The following is a 26,647-nucleotide window of genomic DNA, read 5'->3' as shown; positions in this document are numbered from 1 at the left end:
CCGGGGGGGGGCACAACACCCTGGAGGCCATGGGGGTGGCCGGCGCCGGGGGTAACCCCCACCCCCTGACGTGGTGTTGGGGGCCCCCGGGTGGCTGGGGCCCCCCAAACGATCGGCCGCGCTCGCATCTTGCCGTGCTGCGCGACGCTGTCGACCTCGGTCGCAAACTGGAGCCGAGCCAAGCGGAAACGCCGACGATTCCTGCCCGAAAATAGGAACAGATTTCAGCGAACGCGGCCGAGGCAGCGCCGCATGACAACTCAGAGCAATGTCCACTCCGGGCGGTCCGGAGTGGACTCGCCTTGCAAGTGCAGTTCAGCGGCTGGTGAGAAAAACCGCTTCCTCATCGTCGCGCTGCCTGCCTCCGAGGGCTGCGGCGGCACTGGCGATAAAGGCGCCGATGGCCAGCGAGAGCGCACCAAGCAGGGCAAACGTCGCACTGGCCTTCCTGGCGGTGTCGGCGGCCTGCTGCGCCTTGACTTTGGCGTCCTGAGCCCTGGCGATGATCGCATCCACCCGCGCCTTGGCATCTGCTTCCGAAAGACCGGTGCGGGCGGCGACGAGTTGCGACAGATACGTTTTGTCGTCTGCGGAAACCTCGCCTGCCGCTGCACCGGCGATCAGGATGCGCGAGGCCTGCCCGGTCGCAGCCGCATCGCTGTCCGGATTGGCGGCAGCCAGCCTGCCCGGATCGGCCGGACGGAACAGCGAATCCACCAGGTAGGAGGTCGCATTGTCGGCCGATGTGCTGCCGGCATTGGCCGAAGCCCCCGCCGATGCGCCCATGGCCGCGCCAGACGCGATGGTGGACACCGCCTGCACGCCTGAGCCTATCGCAGCGGAAAGCGCGGAGCCAAGCACGCCGACGACGAGCAACGTGGCCAGCGCCCAGGCAAGAAAGCCGTGTGCGGTGTCCCGGAAATAGACTTCATCGGTGTGGATGCCGACCCATTTGGTGCGCAGGCGTCCGGCAAGATAGCCGCCGACGCCGGAGGACAGCCATTGCACGATGACAAGCCAGATCGCGGTGGACGCCGCGAAAGTGGTGACAGATGCGCCCGATCCCGACCATGGCGACACCATGGTCAATCCCAGCCCCGAACCGAGCAGCATGAGGATGAGGGTCAATGTCGAGGCCGCGAAGGCTCCGGCGATGATCGGTCCCCAGCTGACGGCGGTGGAGGAGGACTCGGTTGAGGCGGAAACATCGGCCGCCGACAGGGTGGACTGCATGGAAGCCCCCTATCGTACGAACAGCATGATCAGAATGATGATCGGAATCGGAATGCCGAGCAACCAGAGCAAAATGCCACGTCCCATGGAGGCCTCCTGTTAGAATATTGTGAATCGATGTTGTCACAATGTTCCAAGGGAACTTCCGTTCCGGCGCGTTGTAAAATGATTTTCTTGCCGCCAGCGGAACATTGGCGCGCCGCAGCGCGCCAATTCAGATTTGATGTCCAGATCAGATGTCCAGATTGGCGACCGACAGCGCGTTGTCCTGGATGAACTCGCGCCTGGGTTCGACCTCATCGCCCATCAGCCGCGAAAACAGCGAATCCGCATCGGTCGCGTCATTGACCTTGACTTGCAGCAGCGAGCGCACGTTCGGATCGAGCGTGGTTTCCCACAGCTGTTCGGCGTTCATCTCGCCGAGACCCTTGTAGCGTTGCATCGTCAGGCCCTTGCGGCCGGTCGCAAAGACCGCGTTGAGCATCGCCAGCGGCCCCGAGATGGTTTCGGAGACATCCTTGCGGCGCAGCACCGGCGGCGACCCGTAGACCTCGCTGAGGCGCTGTGCGTAGCGGTCGAGCTGGCGTGCGTCGGCCGAATTGATCAGCGCCAGGTCGAGATGCGCGTATTCCTTGACGCTGCGCACCGTGCGCTCGAACACATAGCCGCCGACGCCTTCATTCGAGGTCGACATGCGGCCGGTCCAGCGGCGCTCGGTGTCCTCGGCGATGATGTCGAGGCGTTTTGCAATCCGCTCCGCCATGTCGTTGGCGCGGCCGAGATCGGTGAACACGTCCGGGTTGAGCCCGCCGGCGATCGCCGCCTGCTCGACCACGCCTCTGTTGTAGCGCGTGTGCAGGCCGTTGATCAGCTGGCGCACCGCCAGCGCGTCGTCGATGGCTCCGCGCAGGTCCTGTCCGATGCGAACCTCGCCCGAGCCGAGGGTAAGCGATGCTTCCTCCAGTCCCGAGCCGATCAGGAACTCCTCGAACGCGCTCTCGTCCTTGATGTATTGCGAGCTCTTGCCGCGCGTCACTTTGTAGAGCGGCGGCTGGGCGATGTAGAGATGGCCGCGCTCGATCAGCTCCGGCATCTGCCGGAAGAAGAAGGTGAGCAGCAAGGTTCTGATATGGGCGCCGTCGACGTCGGCGTCGGTCATCAGGATGATCTTGTGGTAGCGCAGCTTGTCGGCGTTGAACTCGTCCTTGCCGATCGAGGTGCCGAGCGCCGTGATCAACGTGCCGATCATGTCGGAGCCGAGCATGCGGTCGAAGCGCGCCCGCTCGACATTGAGGATCTTGCCGCGCAACGGCAGGATCGCCTGGTTCTGGCGCGAACGCCCACCTTTGGCCGAGCCACCGGCGGAATCACCCTCGACGATGAAGATTTCGGATTTCGCCGGGTCGCGTTCCTGGCAGTCGGCCAGCTTGCCGGGCAGGGAAGTGACGCCGAGCGAGCTCTTGCGGGTGATATCGCGCGCCTTGCGCGCCGCTTCGCGCGCCGCCGCGGCCTGGATCACCTTGTCGACGACCACCTTGCCTTCGCTCGGGTGTTCTTCCAGCCAGGTGCCGAGCGCTTCGTTGACCAGGCCTTCGACGACAGGACGGACTTCCGACGAGACCAGCTTGTCCTTGGTCTGCGAGGAGAATTTCGGATCTGGAACCTTGACCGACAGCACCGCCGTCAGACCTTCGCGGCAATCGTCGCCGATCAGCGAGACCTTTTCCTTCTTGGTCAGCCCTGAAGATTCGCCATAGCCGGTGATCTGGCGCGTCAGCGCGCCGCGAAAGCCGGCCAGATGCGTGCCGCCATCGCGCTGCGGGATGTTGTTGGTGAAGGCCAGCACGTTCTCGTGGTAGCTGTCGTTCCACCACATCGCCACTTCGACGGTGATCCCGTCGCGCTCCGCCTTGATGGCGATCGGCTTGTCGATCAGCGGTTTCTTGACCCGATCGAGATATTTGACGAATTCTTCGAGGCCTCCGTCATAGTGCAGTTCATGGCGCACGACATCGGCGTGACGGGCATCGGTCAAAATGATGCGCACGCCGGAATTGAGGAAGGCAAGCTCGCGCAGCCGGTGTTCCAGCGTGCCGAAGTCGAACTCGACCATGGTGAAGGTCTCGGCCGACGGGAAGAAGGTGATCTGGCTGCCGCTGCGGCCCTCATAGGTGCCCGGCTGCTTGTCCTGCTCATAGCTGCCGGTGGCCTTCAGCGGCGCGTCGGCATTGCCATGCGTGAAACTCATCTCGAAGATCTGGCCGTTGCGGCGGATTTTCAGCTTCAGCCACGCCGACAGCGCGTTGACCACCGAGACGCCGACGCCATGCAGGCCGCCCGAGACCTTGTAGGAATTCTGGTCGAACTTGCCGCCGGCATGCAGCTGCGTCATGATCACTTCGGCCGCCGAAATGCCTTCTCCGGTGTGGATATCGGTTGGAATTCCGCGGCCATTGTCGATCACGGTGACCGAACCATCGGGGTTGAGCGTCACGGTGACGAGATCGGCGTGACCGGCCAGCGCCTCGTCGATGGCGTTGTCGACCACTTCATAGACCATGTGATGCAGGCCCGAACCGTCGTCGGTATCGCCGATATACATTCCGGGGCGTTTGCGGACAGCATCCAACCCCTTCAAAACCTTGATGGAATCGGCGCCGTATTCGGCTTCAGCGCCGTTGTTGTTGTCGATCTGATCGCTCATGAAAACCTGTTGTCTGGATGCCGCTTGCACGGCGCGAAAAACCCGCTTCGAATCGCGCCTCTGATATGCACTAGATATAGGCGCAAAAGGCGGTTTTTCCAAGGTTTGCAGGCATTTCACGGGGAATGAGCCGGCTGTCCATGACAGCCTCCCGTCAGGCCCTATTTCACTTTGGCCAGCCGGTCCCTGAGAAACTTGATCATGAACTTATATCGCGGCGCCAGCCGCCCGCTGCGGTCGAGCTCCAGCGTCATGTCCAGCGCCTGGGAAAGCACGGCCTTGGGGTTCTTGGCGACCTGAGCGTAGTCGATCATGGCCACCACCAGGTCGCGCTGCCAGGTGGCGTTGTTTGGGTCGGACCGGGCGAGCTGCTGGCGGATGTCGAGACTGTCCTGGAAAGCCTGCCGCGCGCCTTTGACGTCGCGATGCTTGGCCTTGAGCATGCCGATCTCGGACAGAGTGATCGACAGGTCGCGTTGCCAGTCGGCATTGGCAGGGTCGAGCTTGGCCAGCCGGTCGGCGATGGCGAAACTGTCTGTATAGGCCTTGAGCGCTCCAGCGCGGTCGCCCTGTATCGCCCGAATGCCCGCTACTTTTTCCAAGCTGACCGAGAGGTCGCGTTGCCAGTCGGCGTTGGCAGGGTCACTGGCCGCCAGCACGCCGGCTATCGAGAGGGCTTGCCTGTAGGCGGCGAGGGCTGCCGGCCAGTCCTCTTGATCGCTCAGCGCATTGCCGATCTTTGCGTTGCCGACCGACAGGTCGCGCTTCAGCTCACTGTTGTCGGGGTCGCGGCCCACCAATTGTTCGACGATCGCATGGCCCGCTTTATAGGACGCGAGTGCGCCCGCCGCATCGCCGCGCTCGCGCTTGAGGTCGCCGATCGTATCATGGCTGACGGAGACATCGCGTTGCCGCTCGGCGTCCCACGGCTTCTTCTCGGCCAGCGCCAATCGGACCTTCAGGCTCTCCTCGTAGGCCATCTGGGCGTTGTCCAGTCGCCCCATGACCCGGGCAAGGCCGCCGATCTCGTCATAGGTGATGGTCAGGTCGCGCTGCAGCTCGGCGCGCTCCGGTTCATTATCGGCAAGTTGCTTCTTGATCGACAGGCTTTCCTGGTAGACTTGTGCGGCGCTGGCCAGATCGCCTTGCGTCACCAGCACGTTGCCGATCTTGTCGTCGACCATGGCGAAGTCCCCGAACCATGGCAGCCGATCGGGTTCGGCAGCGGTCAAATCCCTGAGCATGGTTCTGGCGGTCCGATAGTTTTCCAGCGCTTCCGGCAGGTCCCCTTGCGCCAGCTTGACGTTGCCGAGCTTGATGTGGCTGACGGCAAAATCGCGCTTGACGCTCGGGTCGGTTTCCCGGGCCGAACGCAGCTCGAGATTGGATACCAGCGCTGCAAAGGCGCGGCCTGCCGCATCGGTGTTGCCGACAAGGGTGTAGAGCTTGCCGAGTTCGTCCAGCGTGCGGATCTGGCGGTCGGCCTGGTCCAGGGTCAGATCGGTCTGCCCGGCCTCGCGGTAAAGAGCCAGGACCGATTCATAATCGTTGATGGCCGTGGCGTAGTCGAGGTCGGCGCGCGCCGCACCGCCGGACAGGAAACGCGTCGCCGCCTCGGACAGCGTGCGGCCGACGAAATTGGCCTTCAAGGCGTTGCGCGAAACATTGTCGATGTCGGCGGCCTTTGCGAGGATGGCGCGAGCCCCATCGAAGGCGCCGAGCGAAAGCTGCTCCTCGGCCTGCCGGCGCAGCTCCGTCACCTGCGGATCATCGGAGGCCAGCGTCCTCATTTCGCCGCGCACCTTGACGAAGGCGTCCGCCGCCTCGCGCAACCGGGCATTCAGGCTGTCCGCCGAAAGGTGGCTGGCGTCGGAGCTGATCAGCACGCCGTAGAGAGGCGCCAGCGGCATGTCGGCATCGCTGGCAACCTGCTCGACCTCACCGCGCATTTCCGGCGTCACGTCGGCCATGGCAAGCAACAGGCGCTCGCGCTCCGGCAATTGTTCCATGGCGGCCGCGGCAAAGAACAGCTTCGGCAGGCCGCTCTCGACGTAAGGCAGCTGTTTGCCCCGCGACAAATCGTAGACCTCCTGCTGCACCAGCGTCAGCACCGAGCGGATTTCGAGCCCGCTGGTGCCGAGATATTTGGTCAGCGCCGTGGTGAATGGCGAGTTCTGGCCGGTTCCGTCGGCCGCCGTCTCGCCGGGTGCTGCCGAGAAAGCGAACAGGATGTTTTCGGCGCGGCCAGTCCGACCAAGCCCCGGCCGGACATTTTCCACGACATCCTTGACCAGCGACGTCGCACCGCGCCCGTCACCCACCGTGCCCGAAAACGGATCGCTCCGGCAGGCGTCGAGCATGATCAGGCCGACCTTGGCGGTGGCGGCCACGGTCTTGCGCACCTCCTCCAGAGGCAAGCTGGTCTTCTCCAGCGCATCGAGCGAAGAGGGGTCGGCATCGACCGGCAGCAGCCGGTTATCGCCCGAGATTTCCACGCCGTGGCCGGAGAAGTAGACCAGCGCCACGTCGGCGCCTTTGGCATCCTGGCGAAAATCGTCGAGCGCGCGGCGCATGCGCCGCAGGTCGCGGTTGGTTTCGAGGACGACCTCGAAGCCGAGCTTCTTCAGCACCGCTCCCATCGCCTCGCCGTCATGAACCGGGTTGGCAAGCGGCCGGATCAGGCGGTAGTCGTCGTCGGCGATGATCAAGGCCACGCGCCGCTCAGCCGCCGCGGTGGCGGTGGTCATGAGCATCAGCAGCAAGGCAAAAAGCAAACGCAAGTCGAACCGCCCCCCGGCTTGTCCCTTTGCGCGAACATTCCACCTCTTTATGCCATGAGCAAGCCGGGCTTTTTGCGGAAGACCAGCGTTTTCAGGCAGCCCGCATAGGCTTCAAAGCCTCGCTCCAGCGCAACAGCTCGTCGAGCATGGTTTTGGCTCCGCCCTGCACCTGTTCGCCGGCGTTGAAAGCGCCGTTCTCGTCGAGCAGTTTCTGATACATCGGCAGGGCGACGCCTTCCGAGATCGGCATGACACCCACCGAGGTCAGCAGCGGCTTCAGCGCTTGCGCCGCGCGCAGGCCGCCGGAGACGCCGCCATAGCTGAAAATGGCGGCAGGCTTGTACTTCCATTCACGCGAGAGATAATCGATCGCGTTGACGATCGCCGGCGCCACGAAATAATTGTATTCCGGCGCCACGAAGACGAAGGCATCGGCGGCATCGATCGCTTTCGACCAGGCCTTGGTATGGTCGTTCTGGTAATTGCCGAGTCTTGGATGGTGCGGTTCGTCCAGCACCGGAAGCTTGAACGTGTCGATGTCGGTCAGTACCGGCTCGAATTTTCCATGCTCGCGCGCGAACGTCTCCAGCCACTTGGCAAAAACCGGCCCTGCGCGGCCTGGCCGCGTGCTGCCGATGATGATGTTCAACTGGTGCTTCAAGCTGGGCTCCTGCGATAGCGGTATCCATTGGTGACTGCCACCTAGGGCATGCCGCTCGGGGCAACAAGAAGGCACCTCACGGTAACCGGTCACGTTCCGGAGAGCAGGGCCTTGCCGTACGGTCACATGGACGCCTGCTTTGCGGCCCACTACATTGGGTCATCAGCGGAGCACAGCATGGACATCCAGCCCGCCCCCTTCATTCCCCCGGCGCCGAAGCCGCGCACGACGCCGCCCTCGACGCTGGAGATGATCCGCATCGTCTACCGCAACCCGCTCGAATTGTGGGGTGAACACACCTACAACGAGCCTTGGATTTCGGCCAATGGCGTTGGCGGACATCTGATCGTCGCCAACGATCCCGGCCTGATCCGCCATGTGCTGGTCGACAACGCCAGGAACTACAAGATGGCGACGGTGCGCCAGAAGATCCTGCGGCCGATCCTGCGCGACGGCCTGCTGACCGCCCAGGGCGAGGTCTGGAAGCGGTCGCGCAAGGCGATGGCGCCGGTGTTCACGCCGCGCCACATCTTCGGCTTCGCCCAGCCGATGCTGAGGCGCACGCTGGACTTCGTCACCCGCTATGAAGACGGCGGCACGTCCGACATCGCTCATGACATGACGCTGCTCACTTACGACATCCTGGCCGAGACGCTGTTTTCCGGCGAGATCGCTGGCGAGCCCGGCAGTTTCGCCAACGAGATCGACCGCCTGTTCGAGACCATGGGACGCGTCGACCCGCTCGACCTGTTGCGCGCGCCCGATTGGCTGCCGAGGCTGACCCGCATCCGTGGCCGCAAGACCATGGCCTATTTCCGCAAGATCGTCACCGACACGGTCAAGATGCGCGAAGGGAAATTCAAGCGCGATCCAGGTGCCGTGCCGCAGGATTTCCTGACGCTGTTGCTCAAGGCCGAGGGCCCCGACGGACTGACGCGGGCCGAGGTCGAGGACAACATCATCACCTTCATCGGCGCCGGCCATGAGACGACCGCGCGGGCTTTGGGCTGGACGCTCTATTGCCTGGCTGAATCACCGTGGGAGCGCGACCGGGTCGAGCACGAGATCGACCAGGTGCTGGCGCGCGAGCCCGATCCGACGAAATGGCTTGGCGCCATGCCGTTCACCCGCGCCGCCTTCGACGAAGCGCTCAGGCTCTATCCGCCGGCGCCGTCGATCAACCGCGAGCCGATCGAACCGGAAATGTGGAAGGATCTTTATATTCCGAAGCATGCCGCCGTGCTGGTGATGCCCTGGGTCGTGCATCGCCACAGGAAACTGTGGGACAGGCCAGATGCCTTCCTGCCGGAGCGCTTCCATCCGGGAAACCGCGAAAAGATCGACCGCTTCCAGTATCTGCCGTTTGGCGCCGGTCCTCGCGTCTGCATCGGCGCCAGCTTCGCCATGCAGGAGGCGATCATCGCGCTGGCGATCATGCTGTCGCGCTTCCGCTTCGACACCACCGCCGAAACCAAGCCTTGGCCGGTGCAGAAACTCACCACGCAGCCACAAGGCGGTCTGCCGATGCGGGTGACGCCAAGATAGGCGTGACCCCTTCAGGTAGCTGTAACGACTATGCTGCAGGCTTGCGCTGCTGGAACTGGCCAGCGGCGCGGTAGCGCCAGAGATAGCTGGGCAGGATCGTCGCGATCGATTGCGGCTGGATGCCGAGCCCCGCAAGCGTCCGGTTGGCCTTGGCGGCCGCGTCCGAAACGATGTTGTGTTCGCGCAGCTGCATCACCTGGTCCTTGGTCAGCAGCGGATTGGGCAAGAGGCCGAGGATCGAGGCCTGGATGTTGGCCACCCACCACGGCACCGGCACCAGCAGGCGCTTGCGCTCGATCACCTCGAGCAGCTCTTCCATGCATTCCTTGAAGGTGAGCACCTTCGGCCCGCCGAGTTCATAGATATGGCCGCCATCCACCTTGCCGTCGACCGAGCGCGCCACCGCTTCGGCAACGTCGCCGACATAGACCGGCTGGAACTTGGTCTGGCCGCCGCCGATCAGCGGCAGCACCGGCGAATAGCGCGCCATGTTGGCGAAGCGATTGAAGAAGCCGTCTTCGGGTCCGAAATTGATCGACGGCCGGAAGATCACGGCGTCCTTGATCGTCTCCAGCACAGCCTTTTCGCCAAGCGCCTTGGTGCGCGCGTAGTCCGATTCGGAGTCCAGATCGGCGCCAAGCGCAGAAATGTGGGTCAGGCCGGCGCCGACCGAGCGCGCGGCCTCGGCCACTGCGCGGGCGCCGAATTCGTGCACGGCGGAGAATTTCTGCCGGCCGCTCTCATGCAGGATGGCGACCAGATTGACGACATGGTCGGCGCCTTGCACGGTGCGGTCTACCGACCAACGCACGCGCACATTGGCCTGGACCGGCTGGATCTGGCCGACATTGCCAAGCGGCTGCAAATGGCCGGCAAGATCGGGCCGCCGGCAGGCGACCCGGATGCGATAGCCGCGCTTGGCCAGCGCACGCACGACATGGCGCCCGACAAAGCCTGACCCGCCAAAGACGACGACGAGCTTTGGGGTCTGCAGGATTTCGGTCATGGCTGGCTCCGGCGCTCGCAAGCTTGGCTGAAGCCGTTTCATAATCCGTTTCGTGCCAAAGGCAAAGGGCGACGCGTCGTCGCTATCAGCCTGTCAGAACGCTTTGCCGATACGGGCGTCGACCGAATGGCGGTTGCCGCCGCGAATGACGAAGAAGAGCAGGATCGCCGCCCACAGCAGCGACTTCTCCGCGCCCGAATAACCCTGGTCCATCGTAACCCAGTGGAACCAGACCGTGACCAGCAGCACGAACAGGCCGGCAAAGGCGGCCGGCCGCGTCAAAAACCCGATGGCGATGAAGATGCCGCCGAAGAATTCAGTGCAGGCCAAAAGCAAGGACCACAACGCACCCGGATAAAAGCCGAGACCCTCGACCATCTCGGCGGCGCCGAAAGGATTGGTGATCTTCTGCGAACCGTGGATGGCTAGAAACCCACCGGCGACGACGCGAAGAACCGTTTCGGCACCATCGTGCAGAGCGGCGTAAACCCTGCCAAGGGCCGGAATGATAAGGGCGTTGCGGGGATTGTCCGTGCTTGCCGACATTGTAGCTCCTCTGTTTTGCTTGATCAGCGCAAACGGCCGATCAGGTCGGACGAAGTCAAATAAACAAAAGTTGACCAAACTACGAATGTTTTAACATTGCGCGGCCAAACGCAGAAAACCCCGCAGAAGCGGGGTTTTCCGGGCGACGTCCATGTGAAGTCAGGTGCCGACGGAGCGGCCTGACCTGAGATGGTATCAGGAGGGCGTGAAGCAAGTACGCCCACCCCAGCCCTGAACATCCGACATGGTGCCACCAACCTTCTTGCAGGCGGCGACGAAATCGGCGCTGCAATTGGCGAATTTTGCATGGCCGTTCTTGCAGTAGTGATCTTCGGTGGCCCCGCCGCTCGGGGCAGTGATGACACCCGGGCTGGACGGCTTGGCCGGCGCGGCCTTCAAGGTGGCTGCCTGTGTGGCACCCATGAACGAGCCGAGCAGAAGGACGGCGGTCAGCATGGTGATCTTGGTGTTGGTCATGACAATTTCCTTTGATTTGGGTTGAGTTTCCGAGGCGCGAAGGACCGGCCATCGCGTGATGCAGGCTTTCGATTTCGGTTTGCTGCTTCCCCCGGTGTGGATCGGGCAAGCTCGCCTTGCCCTGGACAAAGCTGTGTCGCAGCAAGGCGCGGAAAGGTTCAGCGGCGCGCAAAGAAAATCGCACCGCACCGCGCCTGGGGCGGGCTGATTTCAGATAACCAATTGATATTTAATTATTATTCAAGAAGAGTAGCGTGCGGCGAATTCGGAAATGCGCTGCACCACCGCCTTGGATGCGGTGATGCCCCGCGCTTGCGCCTTCTCTGCCGCCTCTGCACGGGCGCGGCCCGGCACGTGCACGCCGAAGCGCCGCCGCAGCCGGTCGAGTTGGTCCTTCATTCGCTGCTCGAAATCCGGATCGAGCAGCTTGGGCTCGACGGCAAGCACGAACAGGCCGGTGCCGGGACTGTCCGGCCCGCCGCTGAACCATGGCGCGTCGAGCGACCAGTTGGCGCCTGACAGGCCGGCTGCCAGCACTTCGACCATCAACGCGATGTTGGCACCGCGCTGGCCGCCGAAGGCAAGCATGGCGCCCTTCATGGCGGCGGCCGGATCGGTGGTCGGGTTGCCGCTGGCGTCCAGCGCCCAGCCTTCCGGGATTGTCTTGCCCTCTTCGGCCGCTTTGCGGATGTTGACGAAGGCGGTGGCGCTTGACGACTGGTCGATGACCAGCGGCGCGCCGTCGGCGGCGGGTGCGGCAAACGACATCGGGTTGGTGCAATAGACCGGCTTGACCGAGCCCGAGCCGGCAAGCACGGCCGGGCCGTTGGTGGCGGCGAACGACACCAGTCCAAGTGCTGCCAGCCTTCCGGTGAAATAGCCGAGCGCGCCGCATGTATAGGCGTTCTTCTGCGAGAAGATGGCGACACCGAACAGCTTTGCCGCCTTGGCGAGGTCGTCGATGGTGCGGTCGAAGCCGGTATGCGCCAGCCCGCCGCGTGCATCGGAGAGATAGACCGCAAGCGCCGGCCGGGTGATCACCGGATCGGCATTGCCGTCGATGCGTCCGGCTTCCAGCGCCTCAAGATAGTCGATGAAATGCGACAGACCGACCGAGGAAAGCCCTTCGGCCTCGGCTGATATGATCGAAGCAGCGAGCGATTGTGCCGCTTCCTCATTGGCGCCGGCGCCAAGTGCCGCCATCCGGCACAGTCCTTTTGCCTGGTCGAGACTGAGTTGCATCATGGCCGTCCTAGGGGAGTAAGGGAATAGGGGAGTACGGGAGTAGGGGACAGTGAGCAGTGAATAGCGAATGGGGATGGAAATGTGAATGTGGATAGTAGCCGGATACTCCCCTACTCCCCTACTCCCCTACTCCCCTACTCCCCTACTCCCCTCTAACCAATCTTGTTGGGGATCCGCGCTTCTATCCTGCTGAACGCAAAGACCAGAATACCGGTGATCATCATGTAGATCAGCGCCAGCAGCAGCAGGGGTTCATAGGTGAGATAGGTGTCCTGCCGCACCTTGGACGAAACGGCGAAGATGTCGATGACGCTGATCGTCGCCACCAGCGGCGTCGATTTCAACTGCAGCACGGTCTCCCCGGTCAGCGTCGGCAACGCCCGATAGATGGCTTGCGGCAGCCAGATGCGCCGGAACGCCTTCCAGCGGCTCATGCCGAACGCGCGGGCGGCTTCGAGTTGCCCCTTCGGCACGCCCGCAAAGGCGCCGCGCATCACCTCGCCCTCATAGCCGGCGAACGACAGGGTCAACGCCAGCACGCCATAGGGCCAGGCTTGCCGCAGATATGGCCACATCCAGGATTCGCGGATCCAGGGATATTGCGGGAACAGCGAGCCCAGGCCGTAGTAAAGCAGCCATAGCTGGATCAGCAGCGGCGTGCCCCGGATCACCGTGCAGAACACCTTGGCGGGCGCGGCGAACCAGAATGAGCCGGCGGCTTGCGCCAGCCCTAGCGGCACGGCCAGCAGGAAGCCCAGGACGCAGGTGACGGCCAGGATCCACAGCGACCGCCAGATGCCGATCAAGCCCATTTCATAATATTGCGGCAGCCAGTCCCAGCGCATGAAAAAGGCGGCCGACAGAACCAGGCCGAGTGCGATCAGGATCAGCACGATGCGGTGCGGCTGCAGCCACAGCGACGTTCGCGCGACGACATTGATGATGGCGGCCTCGTTGGCCATCAGCGCGCCTCCTTGAGCGAAGGCATGCCGCGCCGCGACCATGCCTCGACCCGGCCGATGATGAGATTGGAGACCAGCGACAGCAGCAGATAGAGCACGCCCGCCGCGAAAAAGAAGGTGAAATAGGCTTTGGTGACGCCCGCCGCCTGCCGCGTCGCCAGCGCCAGTTCGTAGAAACCGACGACCGCCAGCAGCGCGGTGTCCTTGGTGGCGATCAGCCAGAGATTGGCGAGGCCCGGTATGGCGAAGGGCAGCATTGACGGCAAGGTGATGCGCCGCAACATCAGGCCCGGAGACATTCCATAGGCGCGGGCGGCCTCGATCTGGCCCTGCGGAATGGCCAGGATCGCGCCGCGTATCACCTCTGTCGAATAGGCGCCCTGGACAAAGCCGAGCACGGCGATGCCGGCGGCAAGGCCACTCACGTCGACGCGCTGATAGCCCATGGCCGTCAGCGCCTGATTGATCAGGTCGGTTCCGGCGTAATAGAGCAGCAGGATCAGCACCAGTTCGGGCACCGCGCGCACGATGGTGGTGTAGACCGCCAGGAGATCGCGCACCACCGGCCCGCCATAAAGTTTGCCATAGGCGCCGCCGGTGCCGATCAGAAGGCCGAGGCACGTGGCGCCCAGCGCGATCTCGATCGAATGGAGCAGCCCAACCAAAAGAGCCCCGCCCCAGCCTGGCGGGTAGGGCGAGAGAAGCTCGGTGATGCCGGCCGCGGAGGCCGAAAGAAGTGCGTCGATCAGCGTCGCCCCCGAAGTGCTGGCCAACCGCCGACGGCTGCGTCGGCGGCAAACATGCCTGGGAAAGATCGAGCAGGGGGCATGGCGCTGGCGCCATGCCCCACCGCTCATACGAGGATCGTCAGTTCGACTGTGCGCCGCCACCGCCGTAAATGTCGAAATCGAAGTATTTCTTCGAGATCTCGTCATATTTGCCGTTGGCGCGGATCGCCTTGATGCCGGCGTTGATTTTGCCCTTCAGTTCGGTGTCTTCCTTGCGCACGCCGGCGCCGACGCCCGGTCCGAGCACTTCGTCGTCAGGAGCGACCATCCCCTTCAAGTCGCAGCAGGCCTTGCCCTGGTCGGATTTCAGGAACTCGCCAAGCGCGATGGAATCGGCCTGAACCGCATCGAGGCGGCCGGCGGCCAGATCGTTGTTGGCCTCGTCCTGGGTCTGGTATTCCTTGATCTCCGAGGCTGTGCTGCCAAAGTGCTTCTTGGCGTAGACAGCGTGCACCGTCGAAACCTGCACGCCGACGATCTTGCCCTTGAGGTCGTCCGGGGCGGAGCCGAATTTCTGGTCCTTGGGGCCGATGATCGCGGTCGGCGTGTTATAGTACTTGTCCGAGAAATCGATCGTCTTCGCGCGTTCGGCGGTGATCGACATCGAGGAGACGATGAGGTCGATCTTCTTGGTCGTCAGTGCCGGGATGATGCCGTCCCAGGCGACCGGGGTAATGACGCAATCGAGCTTCTCCTCGGCGCAGACGGCATCGATGAAGTCGATCTCCCAACCGACCCACTTGCCCGAAGCATCGGGCGAGGTGAAGGGCGGATAAGGCTCGGCGGCGACGCCGATCTTGACCGGATCGGCCTTGGCCACGCCCATGGCGGCGACGCCGAGCAGCAGCGCTGCGGCGAATGTTTTCAGAACAGTCTTCATGTCACGACTCCCAGTTTGTTGTTGGTTCCCGGTTTTCTTCCGTCCCGGCCTGTCCTAGCCGATGTTGCGGATGAACTGCTTCAGCCTTTCGGATTTGGGCGCGCCGAAGATCTGCTCCGGCGGGCCTTCTTCCTCGACCAATCCATTGTAGAGATAGACGACATGCGTCGCGACCTCGCGGGCGAACTTCATCTCGTGGGTGACCAGCACCATGGTGCGGCCTTCGCGCGCCAGGTCGCCGATCACCTTCAGCACCTCACCGACCAGCTCGGGATCGAGTGCGGAGGTGGGCTCGTCGAACAGCATGACGCGCGGATTGATGGCCAGCGCCCGGGCGATCGCCGCGCGCTGCTGCTGGCCGCCCGACAGATAGGCCGGATAGACGTCGCGCTTTTCGGCCAGACCGACACGGGCGAGCAGTTTCTCGGCCTCGCCGATCGCCACATCGCGCTTGATGCCAAGCACATGTACGGGAACCTCGATGACGTTTTCGATCAGCGTCATGTGGCTCCACAGGTTGAAGTTCTGGAACACCATGCCGAGCTTGGAGCGGATGCGCTCGATCTGCTTGCGGTCGGCCGGGACCGTGTGGCCATGGCTGTCGGCCTTGAGCTTGATCTCCTCGCCATTGACGCGGATGATGCCGCTGGTGGGGTTTTCCAGGCAGTTGATGCAGCGCAGCAGGGTCGATTTGCCTGAGCCCGAGCCGCCGATGATGGCGATGACCTCGCCGTCGCGCGCCGACAGCGAGACGCCCTTCAGCACATGCAGCTCACCGAATCTCTTGTGCAGGTTCTCGACATGGATGGCTTCGGCGGCGCCGTCCTGCGCCGTATGTTTCAATGCGGGTGCGGCGCTTTGCGCTGTCATCCCGGATGCGGCGCTTATGGCCGTCATTCCTTCCACGCTCCGCGGAGCGTTCGAGCTCGTCGCTGCTGGTATCTTTTACCCATTACCCGTCACTGGACAGAGTTCCCATGCTCAGGATGGACCGTTCCGCTTGCCTCCGTCAACCATGGTTTTTGGACTATTGATCACAGCTTGCTGTAGTGGTTAGTGGCGCCAACCGACGTTCAGGGAGAATTTAGTGGGCAAATCATACGGGTCGCAGTCCATGGCCGGACCCCTGAAACGCGTGTTGATGCGGTCCGCCACGAGCGCCATGCGTCATGCCAGGGCACAGGAATGGCGCTATGGTCCGGGGTTCGATCCGCAGAAGGCGGCGGCCCAGCATGAGCAGTTGACCAGCATGGTCGCGGCTTCCGGCGCCGAGATCGAATGGCTGACGGACGCCGATGACGGGCTGGCCGATTCCGTCTTCACCCATGATCCGTCGCTGATGACCGATCATGGCGCGATTATCCTTTCGATGGGCAAGGCGCTGCGCCGTGCCGAGCCCGGTCTGCACGAGGCAGCTTACAAGCGCATGGGGATCCCCATTCTCGGCCGGATCGACGATCCGGGCCAGGTGGAAGGCGGCGACTGTGTCTGGGTCGACGCAACCACGCTGGCCGTCGGTCGTGGCGTACGCACCAACCAGGACGGCATCCAGCAGCTTTCGAACCTGCTCTCGCCTAAGGGCATTTCGGTCTTCGGTTTCGATCTGCCGCTCTGGCACGGCGAGGAAGCCTGCCTGCATCTGATGTCGGTGATCAGCCCGCTCGCCGACGATCTGGCGCTGGTCTATGCGCCCTTGCTGCCGGCCGCCTTCTACCAGATGCTGCGGGCGCGCGGCATCAAGCTGGTCGAGGGCGATGCCGACGAGTTCTTCGCCTCCAGCGGGCTCAGTCTCAATGTGCTGCCGACCGCGCCGCGCCAGATCATTGCCGTTGCCGGCTTTCCCAGGACGGCGGCCGCCATGGAAGCGGCCGGCTGCACGGTCGCCACCTTCGATGCGGATGCGCTCTGCATCGCCTGCGAGGGCGGTCCGACCTGCCTGACGCGCCCGGTGCTGCGCCAATGATCGCCACTGGGGCCACCACTGGGACGACGGTCGGGGAGGCGTTGATTTCGCTGCTCGAAGCGCATGGCGTCGACACGGTGTTCGGGATTCCGGGCGTCCACACGGTCGAGCTCTACCGCGGGCTGGCGCGCTCGAAGATCCGCCACGTCACGCCGCGTCACGAACAGGGCGCCGGCTTCATGGCCGATGGCTATGCGCGCGCCAGCGGCAGGCCGGGCGTCGCCTTCGTCATCACCGGACCGGGGCTGACCAACACCATCACCGCCATGGGGCAGGCACGCGCTGATTCGGTGCCGATGCTGGTCATATCCGGCGTCAACGCCATGCCGACGCTGGGCAAGGGCCTCGGCCATCTGCATGAACTGCCGGATCAGCGCGGCATGATGGAGAAGGTGGCGCTGTTTTCGAAGCGCGTCACCGAGGCCAGCGAATTGCCCGCTGCTCTGGCGCAGGCCTTCGCCCTGTTTTCATTGGCCCGGCCCGGCCCGGTGCATATCGAGATCCCGACCGACGTCATGGTCAAGCCGGCGGATGGCATCGCTGCCATGCTGAGCAATGTGACGCCACCCGCGCCGGAAGGTGCCGCAATTGCCAGCGCGGCCAAACTCATCGCTGCCGCGCGCCGCCCGCTGATCCTGGTCGGCGGCGGCGCCAAACGCGCCGGGGCGCCATTGCGGCGTCTGGCCGAGCGGCTGGGAGCGCCGGTCGTCCAGACCACCAATGCGCGCGGCCTGCTGCATGGTCATCCGCTTTGCGTGCCGGCCAGTCCCAGCCTGAAGACAGTACGGGCGCTGATGGCCGAAGCCGATCTGGTCATTGCCGCCGGCACCGAATTCGGCCCGACCGACTATGACGGCTACAGCGATGGCGGCTTCGTCCTGCCCGCCAATCTGATCCGCATCGATATCGGCGCGGACCAGATTGCCCGCCGCCCGGCAACCGTTTCGATCCAGGCCGATTGCGCCGAGGCGCTCGAAGCGCTGCTTCTGGAAACGGGCCATGTCCGGGCAAGCGAGGGCGGTCCGTCGCGCGCCGCTGCTACACGAAAAGCAGCCTTTGCCGAGCTCAATCCGACCCTGCAGGCGCAAGTGCGTGCCGTCGAGATGATCCGCGACACCTTGCCGGGCGCGCTCATCGTCGGCGATTCGACGCAGCCGATCTATGCGGCCAACCTCTATTACGACCACGACCGCCCAGGCGGCTGGTTCAATGCCGCCACCGGCTTCGGCGCGCTCGGCTATGGCCCGCCGGCGGCGATTGGCGCGGCCCTTGCGATACCCGATGCGCCGGTTGTCTGCCTGACCGGCGACGGCGGCTTCCAGTTCACGCTGCCGGAGTTGGGCGCCGCGCTCGATGCGCGGGCGCCGGTCATCTTCATCGTCTGGAATAACAGAGGCTACCGCGAGATCGAAACCTCCATGCTCGATGTCGGTGTCGAGCCCGTCGGCGTATCGCCGGCGCCGCCCGATTTCTGCAAGCTGGCCGAGGCCTATGGCATCGGCGCCGAACGGCTTGCCGATATCGACGCTCTCGCGGACGCGTTGAAGCGCGCCCGGGCCACCGGACTGCCGCGCGTCATCGAAATCACGGTTGACTGAAGGACGGTGCTACGTATTTCCCGTCTCGACGGCCCTGAACCACGGCCGGCCGGTGGGCGGACGCATGCAAAGACGCGACAACTGCCATGTCGAGATGTCAATTGAGTGATGGCGCAAAAGGCGCGACGCTTCGCGTCGGCGGCACAGAAACGACCTAACGACAAAAAAATGACAGGAGCGTCCAAGATGACGGAAACACTTGAAGGCAAGCATATCGTCGTGACCGGTGGAACCGGTGCGCTCGGCGGTGCGGTTGTCGGCAAACTGCTGAGTGACGGCGCGATCTGCCATGTGCCCAACGCCCATGCTGCCGCCCCCACGCATTTCCCCTTTACCACGCATGACCGTGTCCAGCTGGTGCACAACGTCGATCTCTCGGACCCTGCCAAGGTCGAAGCGTTCTACAGCCAGGTTCCAGGCCTTTGGGGCTCGATCCATCTGGCCGGCGGCTTCACCTCGGCACCTGTTGAAAAGATCGAGTCGGCGTCCTTTGCCGAGATGATGGACACCAATGCGCGCACCGCCTTCCTGTGCTGCCGCGCCGCGATCCGCTCGATGCTGTCGTCGGACACGGCGGGCCGCATCGTCAACGTCACGGCGCGCGCCGGGCTCGACCCGCGGCGCGGCGCCGGCATGGTCGCTTACGCCGCCAGCAAGGCGGCAGTGGCAGCCATGACGGTGGCGGTGGCCGAAGAGCTGAAGCACAGGGGTATCCTGGTCAATGCGGTGGCGCCGTCGACGCTCGATACGCCGGCCAACCGTGCCGACATGCCGGATGCCGACGTCACCAGATGGGTCAGCCTCGAAGCCGCCGCCGAGGCCATCGCCTACCTTGCCTCGCCGGCCAACCAGGCGATGAGTGGTACGCTGGTGCCGCTTTACGGCAGGGCGTAACCTTCCAACCTTTACCTCGGTCAAAGAAAAACCCCGCCGGATCGCTCCGGCGGGGTTTTGTTTTCGAGCCTGTGCGAAAACTTCGCTTCGAAGGGCTTCGCGGTGCGAAGGGCTTAGCTGCCCTGCTTCTTCAGCGCGGCACCCAGGATGTCGCCCAGCGAAGCGCCGGAGTCGGTCGAGCCGTACTGAGCGACCGCTTCCTTCTCTTCGGCGATTTCCAGCGCCTTGATCGAGACCTGCAGCTTGCGGGTCTTCTTGTCGAAGGCGATGACGCGCGCGTCGACCTTCTGGCCGACGGTGAAGCGCTCGGGGCGCTGCTCGTCGCGGTCACGGCTCAGATCGGAGCGCTTGATGAAGGTTTCGATGCCGCTGTCGACCAGCCGCACTTCCAGACCGCCATCCTTGACGCCGATGACTTCACAGGTGACGACCGCGTTCTTGCGCAGTTCGCCTGAAGTCGCCGCTTCGCCGACCGTATCCTTGGCCAGCTGCTTGATGCCGAGCGAGATGCGCTCCTTGTCGATGTCGACGTCGAGCACCTGCGCCTTGACCATGTCGCCGCGATTGTACTCTTCGATGACCTGCTCGCCCGGACGGGTCCAGTCGAGGTCGGAAAGGTGCACCATGCCGTCCACGTCGCCTTCGAGGCCGATGAACAGGCCGAACTCGGTCTTGTTCTTGACCTCGCCCTCGACCTGGCTGCCGACCGGATGGCTCGAGGCGAAAGCCTGCCACGGATTCTCGAGCGTCTGCTTGAGGCCGAGCGAGATGCGGCGCTTGGCCGGATCGACCTCGAGCACCACCACGTCGACTTCCTGGGTCGTCGACAGGATCTTGCCGGGATGCACGTTCTTCTTCGTCCACGACATTTCCGAAACGTGGATGAGACCCTCGATGCCCGGCTCCAGTTCGACGAACGCGCCGTAGTCGGTGATGTTGGTGACGGTACCCTTGATCTTCTTGCCGATCGGGAACTTGGTGCCGATCTCGGACCACGGATCGCTCTCGAGCTGCTTCATGCCGAGCGAGATGCGGTGGGTTTCCTGGTTGATGCGGATGATCTGCACCTTGACCGTCTGACCGATGTTGAGGATTTCGGTCGGATGGTTGACGCGGCGCCATGCCATGTCGGTGACATGCAGCAGGCCGTCGATGCCGCCGAGGTCGACGAACGCACCATAATCGGTGATGTTCTTGACGACGCCTTCGACAACCTGGCCTTCTTCGAGGTTCTGCACGATTTCCGAACGCTGTTCGGCGCGGCTCTCCTCAAGCACGGTACGGCGCGACACCACGATGTTGCCGCGGCGGCGATCCATCTTGAGGATCTCGAACGGCTGCGGGTTGTGCATCAGCGGGGAGACGTCGCGGATCGGGCGGATATCGACCTGGCTGCGCGGCAGGAAGGCCACGGCGCCGTCGAGGTCGACGGTGAAGCCGCCCTTGACCTGGTTGAAGATGACGCCTTCGACGCGCTCACCCTTGGTGAACTTCTCTTCCAGGCGGACCCAGCTCTCTTCGCGGCGGGCCTTTTCACGTGAAAGCATCGCTTCGCCAAGCGCGTTTTCGATGCGCTCGACATAGACTTCGACGGTGTCACCGACCTTGAGGGTGGTGTCCTTGCCCTTGACGCCGAATTCCTTCAGCGGCACGCGGCCTTCGACCTTGAGGCCGACGTCGATGATAGCCATGTCTTTTTCAATGGCGGTGATGATGCCCTTGACGACCTGACCTTCGCCGGAATGGCCGGCGGTAAAAGATTCTTCGAGCAGGCTCGCGAAATCGTCGCGAGTGGGATTTGCAGCTGACATTGTTTCTCCTGGAGTGCCCCGCATCTAAAAGCGGGACGGGCGCCGTGGGTTAGCGTTGCGTTTGGCCTACCGGCGTTCCGGGCTACAAAAACCCTGGGCCGCTCTTTAAACGGCAATTCCGGCGCATGAAGAATGCTGGCAGGCTGGTTCGTGCCCGATATGGGTATTTTCTTCGCCTCCGACAACGGAAATACGAGGGAAAACCCGGATCAGGCGTTGTCTCTTTTGGCCAGCACGTCGTCTATGATCGCCATGGCTGCAAGAAACGCGGCTTCTATAGCCATTTCGCTGGTATCAAGCAAGTGCGCGTCGGCCGCCGGCTTCAACGGTGAGTCCGCTCGACCCATGTCGCGCTCGTCGCGGCGCACGATATCGGCGAGGATTTCGGTGAAATCAGCGGTGCCGCCGATGCTTTCGATCTCCGACAGCCGGCGCTGTGCCCGCACCTCCGCGCTCGCTGTCACATAGAGTTTGATGTCGGCGTCGGGGCACACGACGGTGCCGATGTCGCGCCCATCGAGCACCGCGCCCGGCGGCGTCTTGGCGAAGTCGCGCTGCTTTTCGACGAGGATACGCCGCACCGTCGGGTACACCGCGACCTTGGAGGCAGCCTCGCCGACCGCATGCGCCGACAAGACCGTCCGGTCGAGCTTTGCCAGATCGACCTGGCGGGCAGCGGTTTCAGCCGCCGAGACATTGTCGAGCGGCAGCGCGTGCTGGAGCAGCGCATAGGCGACGGCGCGATAGGTGAGACCGGTGTCGAGCAGGTTCAGCCGGTAGTGGTCGGCGAGCCGGCGGGCGAGTGTGCCCTTGCCGGCGCCGGCCGGGCCGTCGATAGCGATGGTGAAGGTGTGAGTCATTGGCGGGCCGCCGCGATTGACAGGTGCGATGAAGAAGACGGGCGCCGAGATTCTTCACACCCCCCTCTGTCCTGCCGGACATCTCCCCCGCAAGGGGGGAGATCAGCCATCACCGCTGACTTAGCCAATCGCCAATATTGCAGGATTGAATGGAGCGCCAAAGCCGCCAATCTCCCCCCTTGCGGGGGAGATGTCCGGCAGGACAGAGGGGGGTGCTGTCCCGCCAGCGTTGCAATCTGGTCCCAAGCCATCGACTAGCCGATCTCCGCGCCCAGCCCCGTCATCAGCCCCATGAACTCCGGAAAGCTCGTCGCAATCATCGCGGCGTCATCGATCGTCACCGGCTTTTCCGTCGCCAGCCCCATGACCAAGAAACTCATGGCGATGCGGTGGTCGAGATGGGTCTGCACGGTCGTGTCCTGGCCGTTCGGATGGCCACCCAGCCCCTTGCCGCCCGGTTTTCCGCGCACGGCGAGCGAGGCCTCGCCCTCGGTGCAGTCGACGCCGTTGAGCTTCAGCCCGTTGGCGACGGCCGACAGCCGGTCGGATTCCTTGACGCGCAGCTCTTCCAGTCCCTGCATCAGCGTTTCGCCCTCGGCGAAGCTGGCAGCGACCGCAAGCACGGGGTACTCGTCGATCATCGACGGCGCCCGCTCGGGCGGCACGGTGACGCCCTTCAACTCGGAGTAGCGCACGCGCAAATCGGCGACATCTTCGCCACCGGCGTTGCGCGGGTTCAAAATGTCGATCTTGCCGCCCATTTCCTGGAGCGTCAAAAGCAGGCCGGTGCGGGTCGGGTTCATCAGCACGTTTTCGATCACAATGTCCGATCCCGGCACGATCAGCGCGGCCACCAGCGGGAAGCCGGCTGAGGAGGGGTCACCCGGCACCGCGATGGTCTGGCCGGTCAGTCTGCCCTGGCCTTCGATGAAGATGTGGCGCACGCCGCGTTCGTCGGTTTCGACCGACAGATTGGCGCCAAAACCCTTCAGCATCTTTTCCGTGTGGTCGCGTGTCATTACCGGCTCGATCACCGTGGTAATGCCGGGCGTGTTGAGGCCGGCGAGCAGCACCGCCGACTTTACCTGCGCCGAGGCCATCGGCACACGATAGGTGATCGGGGCGGCATGCTTTGGCCCATGCAGCGTAATCGGCATGCGGTCGCCCGGCGTCGCCTTCAACACCTGCACGCCCATCTGGCGCAAGGGTTCCAGCACGCGGCCCATCGGCCGGCCCGACAGCGAGGCATCGCCGATGAAGGTCGTTTCCATGTCATAGGTGCCGACAAGGCCCATGGTGAGCCGCGAGCCGGTGCCGGCATTGCCGAAATCGAGCGGGCCTTCCGGCTGCAGCAGTGCGCCATTGCCGGTGCCGCGGATCACCCACTCGTCGCCGTTCTTCTCGATATGCGCGCCCATTGCCTTCATGGCAGCACCTGTGCGCATCACGTCCTCGCCTTCGAGCAGGCCGGTGATGCGGGTCTCCCCGGAGGCGAGGCCGCCGAACATGAAGGAGCGGTGCGAGATCGACTTGTCGCCCGGCACGCGCGCGATGCCGGAAAGGGCTGGGGATTGGCGGGCGGTGGCCGGCTTGGGCGCGGCGGCGTGAGACATGGAATTTCCCTGGACGGAATGCCGGCAGGCCGGCGCTTTTCATTTGTTGCGGCGGTCTCGTATCACGGCGGGCCGAAATGGTCATCCCCCATGGTCGTCACTGACGCGACGCCTTTCAACGTATGGTTTTGTGACGCCGGCTTTTCGCTTTGACAGCGCTTCAAACTGTGGTTAAGGGGACCACTCTTTTATTGACGAGGCTTGCCGTGGCAAAAACCGAACTTGGCACAAAACGTATCGACCCGGAGACGGGCCGAAAATTCTACGACCTGAACAAGGACCCGATCGTCTCGCCCTACACCGGCAAGACCTATCCGCGTTCCTATTTCGAGGAAGGCAAGATTGCCGCCCTCGAGGAGGAAGAGGAAGTGGCCGAGAAGGAAGTGGACGCCGAGGAAGAAGAGGGCGTCGAGGTCGTCTCGCTTGAAGAGGCCGACGAGGACGCCAAGGGCGACGACCTGCCGGATCTCGGCGACGACGAGGATGACGTCGACCTCGGCGACGACGAGGATGACACCTTCCTCGCCGACGAAGAGGAAGAAGATGACGACGTTGCCGACATGATCGGCGTCGGCGACGACGACGACGAGGTCTGATCGGCCTTGAAAGCGGGCGTTTGCAGGCTTTCGTAGCCTGCGAAGAAAAAGCGGCTCTTGAAGGCTTGATATCTGAGAAGGGCGGGGTTAGAAGCCGCCTGCACTAACGGCGCGGTCTCCAACCCGCGCCGGATCTCTTCGCCGGAAACGGCGCCGGTTGACTGCCGGAAGTGGGGCCATAGCTCAGTTGGGAGAGCGCTTGAATGGCATTCAAGAGGTCGTCGGTTCGATCCCGATTGGCTCCACCAAACAGTCCCTCTGCAATTCGCAGCCGATGAATGTGTGGTACTGCGGTCATCTGCGTTTGATGGTCAGTTCAGGCAACGCCGCTGAAAGCGCCCCCATCAAACGGAACGAACCAGCCATTTCTCGAGAGCAACTGTTCGCCGGACAAAGTCTTCACTGTTCATGGAGCGCTTAGAGACTGGAAGCCGGCCCGATCACCACTCGGCGAAGGAGCCGTCTTTGTGGCGCCAGACAGGGTTGCGCCAGCGGTGGCCTTCCCTAGCGCGTTCCTTGACATACTCCTCGTCGATCTCGACACCCAGGCCCGGGCCGTCGGGAATGGCGACATAACCATCCTCGTAGCGGAAGACATCCTTGTTGGCGGCATAGTCGAGCAGGTCGTTGGCGGCGTTGTAGTGGATGCCGAGGCTCTGCTCCTGGATGAAGCAGTTGTAGCTGACCGCGTCGAGCTGCAGGCACGCGGCAAGCGCGATCGGCCCGAGCGGGCAGTGCGGCGCCACGGCCACATCATAGGCTTCCGCCATCGCCGCGATCTTGCGGCATTCGGTGATGCCACCGGCATGCGACAGATCAGGCTGGATGATGTCGACGACGCCTTCCTCGAACACGGATTTGAAGTCCCAGCGGCTGTAGAGCCGCTCGCCGAGCGCGATCGGCGTCGAGCCGAGCGCGGCGATCTCCTTCAGCGCCTCGCGGTTTTCGCTGAGCACCGGCTCCTCGATGAACATCAGCCTGTAGGGCTCGAGCTCCTTGACCAGGGCGCGCGCCATCGGCCGGTGGACGCGGCCGTGAAAATCGACGGCGATGCCGATGTTGGGTCCGACGGCCTCGCGCACCATGGCGACGCGTTCGACAGCGGCGTCGATCTTGTCGTGGCTGTCGACGATCTGCAACTCCTCGGTGCCGTTCATCTTCAACGCCAGGAAACCGCGCGCAACCATTTCCCGGGCACCCGCCGCGACTTCTGCCGGCCGGTCGCCGCCGATCCAGGAATAGACCTTGATCGTGTCGCGCAGCTTGCCGCCGAGCAATTCATGCACAGGCACGCCGAGCGCCTTGCCCTTGATATCCCACAGCGCCTGGTCGATGCCCGCAATGGCGCTCATCAGGATCGGCCCACCGCGGTAGAAGCCGCCGCGATGCATCACCGTCCAGTGGTCCTCGATCAGGCGCGGGTCCTTGCCGATGAGATAATCGCCAAGCTCCTTGACCGCTGCCTCGACGGTCAGCGCCCTGCCTTCGACGACCGGCTCGCCCCAGCCGGTGACGCCGGCATCGGTTTCGATCTTCAGGAACAGCCAGCGCGGCGGAACGATGTAGGTGGTGAGCGAGATGATTTTCATGCGCCGTCTCAGTTGCTCTTGAGTTTCTTGGCGCTGACGAGGTCGCGCGCCGCAAGGTCGAGGATTCGATTTGCCGCCCCGCGCGCCGCCTCCGCGTCGCGCATGCGCAGCGCCTCGACCACCTCGCGGTGCGCCGCCACGGCCTCCATGCGCCGGTCGAGCGAAATCACCGCCGTCGCCTCCAGCGAGAATTTCAGCCCGGTGTCGATCAGATTGCCGATCTGGCGAAAGATCGGGTTGTGGCTCGCTGTATAGACGATCTGGTGGAAGGCGATGTCGCTGCGCGAGAAGGCGGCGAGATCCTCGCCGGCGCTGGCCATGCCGCGCCAGGCGGCTTCCAGATCGGCGATCTCCTGCAGTGTCGCGCGCGTGGCGGCCAGTTCCGCGACCAGCGGCTCGATGGCGCGGCGAGTCTCGAGAATGGCGTCGAAAAGCTTGTCGTCCAATGCATGCGGCGCGTGCCAGGCCAGCACCTGTGGGTCGATGATGTTCCAGTCGTCCTCGTTGCAGACGATCGTGCCGACGCGCGGCCGCGACAGCACCAGCCCCTTTGCCGCCAACACTTTCAGGGCCTCGCGGATGACAGTGCGGCTGACACCATATTCGACGCCGAGTTCGTTTTCGGTCGGCAAGGAGGATCCGGCCGGGTAGCGCCCGGAAAAGATGTCTGAGGCCATTGCCTTGGTCACATCGGGCATGACGCGCGGGCGGCGAGTGGCTGTGTCGCCTTGCGGTTTCTTCAAAGTCCCGGTCACCTCAGCCCTCCTCCAAGGCGGCGAACCGCTGGTTTCGCACAACCGGTCCGGCCTTAACGGATGCGGATCAATTGCGCCAGCGATCACTGGTCAGAGCATGTACATTAATTATCATACCAGATCAATTGACGAGTATGATAA

The 26,647-nt window shown here is 63.7% G+C and carries 22 protein-coding genes and 1 tRNA gene; 6 read left to right on the top strand and 17 right to left on the bottom strand.

The window, feature by feature from the left end:
- Nucleotides 1–315 precede the first annotated feature (315 nt).
- From NKI21_RS01880 to NKI21_RS01865, 4 genes are all read right to left on the bottom strand, one after another.
- A complete protein-coding gene (locus NKI21_RS01880; protein ID WP_352439798.1) occupies nucleotides 316–1,233 on the bottom strand; it encodes a hypothetical protein in 918 nt (305 codons plus the stop codon).
- Nucleotides 1,234–1,465: 232 nt separating this feature from the next.
- Nucleotides 1,466–3,937, bottom strand: coding sequence for a DNA topoisomerase (ATP-hydrolyzing) subunit B (gene gyrB, locus NKI21_RS01875; protein WP_352864272.1), 2,472 nt, complete (start codon nucleotides 3,935–3,937; stop codon nucleotides 1,466–1,468).
- 161 nt (nucleotides 3,938–4,098) lie between these two features.
- Nucleotides 4,099–6,717: a caspase family protein gene (locus tag NKI21_RS01870; RefSeq protein ID WP_352439797.1), complete on the bottom strand. Its 2,619-nt coding sequence runs from the start codon at nucleotides 6,715–6,717 to the stop codon at nucleotides 4,099–4,101.
- Between the two features lie 91 nt (nucleotides 6,718–6,808).
- On the bottom strand, nucleotides 6,809–7,378 hold the full coding sequence (locus NKI21_RS01865) for an NADPH-dependent FMN reductase (RefSeq protein ID WP_023811502.1): 570 nt from the start codon (nucleotides 7,376–7,378) through the stop codon (nucleotides 6,809–6,811).
- A gap of 177 nt (nucleotides 7,379–7,555) precedes the next feature.
- Between NKI21_RS01865 and NKI21_RS01860 the strand changes: the two genes are divergently transcribed.
- Nucleotides 7,556–8,923, top strand: a complete 1,368-nt coding sequence (locus NKI21_RS01860) for a cytochrome P450 (RefSeq protein WP_352864268.1) — start codon at nucleotides 7,556–7,558, stop codon at nucleotides 8,921–8,923.
- A 28-nt stretch (nucleotides 8,924–8,951) separates the two neighbouring features.
- Here NKI21_RS01860 and NKI21_RS01855 read toward each other — a convergent pair whose 3' ends face one another.
- The 8 genes from NKI21_RS01855 to NKI21_RS01820 form a co-directional block, all read right to left on the bottom strand.
- On the bottom strand, nucleotides 8,952–9,929 hold the full coding sequence (locus tag NKI21_RS01855) for a complex I NDUFA9 subunit family protein (protein WP_352864266.1): 978 nt from the start codon (nucleotides 9,927–9,929) through the stop codon (nucleotides 8,952–8,954).
- Nucleotides 9,930–10,022: 93 nt separating this feature from the next.
- A complete protein-coding gene (locus NKI21_RS01850) occupies nucleotides 10,023–10,475 on the bottom strand; it encodes a DoxX family protein (protein WP_023811505.1) in 453 nt (150 codons plus the stop codon).
- 195 nt (nucleotides 10,476–10,670) lie between these two features.
- Nucleotides 10,671–10,952 carry a hypothetical protein gene (locus NKI21_RS01845; protein ID WP_023811506.1) on the bottom strand — a complete coding sequence of 94 codons (282 nt, stop codon included), beginning with the start codon at nucleotides 10,950–10,952 and terminating at the stop codon, nucleotides 10,671–10,673.
- A 240-nt stretch (nucleotides 10,953–11,192) separates the two neighbouring features.
- On the bottom strand, nucleotides 11,193–12,194 hold the full coding sequence (locus NKI21_RS01840; RefSeq protein ID WP_164892839.1) for an Ldh family oxidoreductase: 1,002 nt from the start codon (nucleotides 12,192–12,194) through the stop codon (nucleotides 11,193–11,195).
- Between the two features lie 155 nt (nucleotides 12,195–12,349).
- The gene (locus tag NKI21_RS01835; protein ID WP_023811509.1) at nucleotides 12,350–13,159 is read right to left on the bottom strand and encodes an ABC transporter permease; all 810 of its coding nucleotides are present in this window, start codon (nucleotides 13,157–13,159) and stop codon (nucleotides 12,350–12,352) included.
- Nucleotides 13,159–13,824, bottom strand: a complete 666-nt coding sequence (locus tag NKI21_RS01830; protein ID WP_032909264.1) for an ABC transporter permease subunit — start codon at nucleotides 13,822–13,824, stop codon at nucleotides 13,159–13,161. The genes NKI21_RS01835 and NKI21_RS01830 overlap by 1 nt, the downstream gene beginning before the upstream one ends.
- Nucleotides 13,825–14,026: 202 nt before the next feature.
- Nucleotides 14,027–14,827, bottom strand: coding sequence for a transporter substrate-binding domain-containing protein (locus NKI21_RS01825; protein WP_023811511.1), 801 nt, complete (start codon nucleotides 14,825–14,827; stop codon nucleotides 14,027–14,029).
- Nucleotides 14,828–14,881: 54 nt separating this feature from the next.
- A complete protein-coding gene (locus tag NKI21_RS01820) occupies nucleotides 14,882–15,697 on the bottom strand; it encodes an ABC transporter ATP-binding protein (RefSeq protein WP_023811512.1) in 816 nt (271 codons plus the stop codon).
- Between the two features lie 244 nt (nucleotides 15,698–15,941).
- Here NKI21_RS01820 and NKI21_RS01815 point away from each other — a divergent pair, with 244 nt between their 5' ends.
- The 3 genes from NKI21_RS01815 (at nucleotide 15,942) to NKI21_RS01805 (ending at nucleotide 19,282) form a co-directional block, all read left to right on the top strand.
- On the top strand, nucleotides 15,942–16,790 hold the full coding sequence (locus NKI21_RS01815; protein ID WP_352864261.1) for a dimethylarginine dimethylaminohydrolase family protein: 849 nt from the start codon (nucleotides 15,942–15,944) through the stop codon (nucleotides 16,788–16,790).
- Nucleotides 16,787–18,388 carry a 5-guanidino-2-oxopentanoate decarboxylase gene (locus NKI21_RS01810; protein ID WP_352751704.1) on the top strand — a complete coding sequence of 534 codons (1,602 nt, stop codon included), beginning with the start codon at nucleotides 16,787–16,789 and terminating at the stop codon, nucleotides 18,386–18,388. Before NKI21_RS01815 ends, NKI21_RS01810 begins: the two co-directional genes overlap by 4 nt.
- A gap of 186 nt (nucleotides 18,389–18,574) precedes the next feature.
- Nucleotides 18,575–19,282 carry an SDR family NAD(P)-dependent oxidoreductase gene (locus tag NKI21_RS01805; RefSeq protein WP_352797480.1) on the top strand — a complete coding sequence of 236 codons (708 nt, stop codon included), beginning with the start codon at nucleotides 18,575–18,577 and terminating at the stop codon, nucleotides 19,280–19,282.
- A gap of 113 nt (nucleotides 19,283–19,395) precedes the next feature.
- Here NKI21_RS01805 and rpsA read toward each other — a convergent pair whose 3' ends face one another.
- The 3 genes from rpsA to aroA all read right to left on the bottom strand — a co-directional run bounded on the left by rpsA (nucleotide 19,396) and on the right by aroA (nucleotide 23,566).
- On the bottom strand, nucleotides 19,396–21,093 hold the full coding sequence (gene rpsA, locus NKI21_RS01800; protein WP_023811516.1) for a 30S ribosomal protein S1: 1,698 nt from the start codon (nucleotides 21,091–21,093) through the stop codon (nucleotides 19,396–19,398).
- Between the two features lie 209 nt (nucleotides 21,094–21,302).
- Nucleotides 21,303–21,953, bottom strand: a complete 651-nt coding sequence (gene cmk, locus NKI21_RS01795; RefSeq protein ID WP_352864258.1) for a (d)CMP kinase — start codon at nucleotides 21,951–21,953, stop codon at nucleotides 21,303–21,305.
- A gap of 254 nt (nucleotides 21,954–22,207) precedes the next feature.
- Complete coding sequence (gene aroA / locus NKI21_RS01790) at nucleotides 22,208–23,566, bottom strand: 3-phosphoshikimate 1-carboxyvinyltransferase (protein WP_352439794.1); 1,359 nt, start codon at nucleotides 23,564–23,566, stop codon at nucleotides 22,208–22,210.
- 206 nt (nucleotides 23,567–23,772) lie between these two features.
- Here aroA and NKI21_RS01785 point away from each other — a divergent pair, with 206 nt between their 5' ends.
- Nucleotides 23,773–24,162, top strand: coding sequence for a TIGR02300 family protein (locus NKI21_RS01785; protein ID WP_023811519.1), 390 nt, complete (start codon nucleotides 23,773–23,775; stop codon nucleotides 24,160–24,162).
- Between the two features lie 172 nt (nucleotides 24,163–24,334).
- Nucleotides 24,335–24,410, top strand: a tRNA-Ala gene (locus NKI21_RS01780).
- A 192-nt stretch (nucleotides 24,411–24,602) separates the two neighbouring features.
- Here the strand turns inward: NKI21_RS01780 and dgoD are convergent.
- Nucleotides 24,603–25,751: a galactonate dehydratase gene (gene dgoD / locus NKI21_RS01775; protein ID WP_127413362.1), complete on the bottom strand. Its 1,149-nt coding sequence runs from the start codon at nucleotides 25,749–25,751 to the stop codon at nucleotides 24,603–24,605.
- Nucleotides 25,752–25,759: 8 nt separating this feature from the next.
- Entirely contained in the window at nucleotides 25,760–26,449 is a 690-nt protein-coding gene (locus tag NKI21_RS01770; RefSeq protein ID WP_352864277.1) for a FadR/GntR family transcriptional regulator, read from the bottom strand.
- Between the last annotated feature and the right edge of the window lie 198 nt (nucleotides 26,450–26,647).

The organism is Mesorhizobium sp. M0715 (assembly GCF_040320355.1).
Classification (GTDB): Bacteria; Pseudomonadota; Alphaproteobacteria; order Rhizobiales; family Rhizobiaceae; genus Mesorhizobium.
Note: the sequence above shows the minus strand (reverse complement) of the source record. Positions and strands in the feature narration are given on the sequence as shown.